Origin of the sequence: Caballeronia choica, from assembly GCF_001544535.1 — a bacterium.
Taxonomy (GTDB): Bacteria; Pseudomonadota; Gammaproteobacteria; order Burkholderiales; family Burkholderiaceae; genus Caballeronia; species Caballeronia choica.
Map to the genome: position 1 here is coordinate 1 of NZ_FCON02000502.1, position 1,063 is coordinate 1,063.

Here is a 1,063-nt window from a genome sequence, read left to right on the forward strand (position 1 = left end):
GCACCAAATAGTGCCTTGCGCGTTATACGGGTATGAAGACGAAAACTGATGGCCGAAAACTGGATCAGGCGACGCAGGCACACCTGAGGAAGATGGTGGTGCAGGCGGTGCGCGGCGGCATGACGCGCGTTGAAGCGGGCCGAACGTTTGGCGTGAGCCTGCGCGCGATTGGCAACTGGATGAAGTCGGCACGAGAAGGCGGCTTGAGGGCGCTGAGACCGGCCAAGCGCGGCCGCCGACCGGGAAGCGGCCACCTGAGCCATCGGCAGGCCGTGAGAATCCGCAAGCTGATCATCGAGCGGATGCCGGACCAGCTTGCGCTGCCGTTTTACCTGTGGACGCGGGGATCGGTCGCGCAGTTGATTGAGCGAGAGCACGGCATCAAGGTGTCGAAGTGGACGGCTGGCCGGTACCTCAAGGCATGGGGCATGAGTGCCCAGAAGCCTGTTCGGCGAGCGTACGAGAGAAAAGACGAGCAGATCGAGCGCTGGCTGAATGAGGACTATCCGGGGATCGCCAAAGAAGCGAAGCAGGAAGGAGCAGTCATCTATTGGGGCGACGAAATGGGACTGCGTAGCGATCACGTGAGCGGTACCAGTTTTGCCTTGAAGGGCGAGACACCGGTGGTGCGGGCGACCGGACAGCGTTTCGGCTGCAACATGATCTCGGCGATCACGAACCGCGGCGAACTGAGCTTCATGGTTTTCGAGGGAACGTTCAAAAATGCGACATTCATCGAGTTTATGAAGCGCATGCTCAAACAGGCCACGCGCAAGATCTACTTGATCGTCGACGGGCATCCGGTGCATCGGTCCGTCGCAGTCAAGCAGTTCGTCGCCGACAACGCGAAGCGACTGAGGCTGATCCGCCTGCCCGGCTACTGCCCCGAACTGAATCCGGACGAGCTGCTCAACCAAGATGTCAAGACCAATGCGCTCGGCAAAAGCAGACCGACCACTAAGCCGGAAATGATCGGCACGGTTCGTCGTCATCTGCATCGTCGGCAGAAGGAGCCTCACGTGATTCGCAATCTCTTCAAGGAAAAGCATGTCCGCTACGCCGC

General features: G+C 59.9%; 1 protein-coding gene. It reads left to right on the forward strand.

What is annotated here, in order from left to right; genetic code table 11:
* Positions 1 to 92: 92 nt before the first annotated feature.
* The coding region (locus tag AWB68_RS45305; RefSeq protein WP_125483317.1) for an IS630 family transposase at positions 93 to 1,063 on the forward strand (971 nt) is incomplete at its 3' end.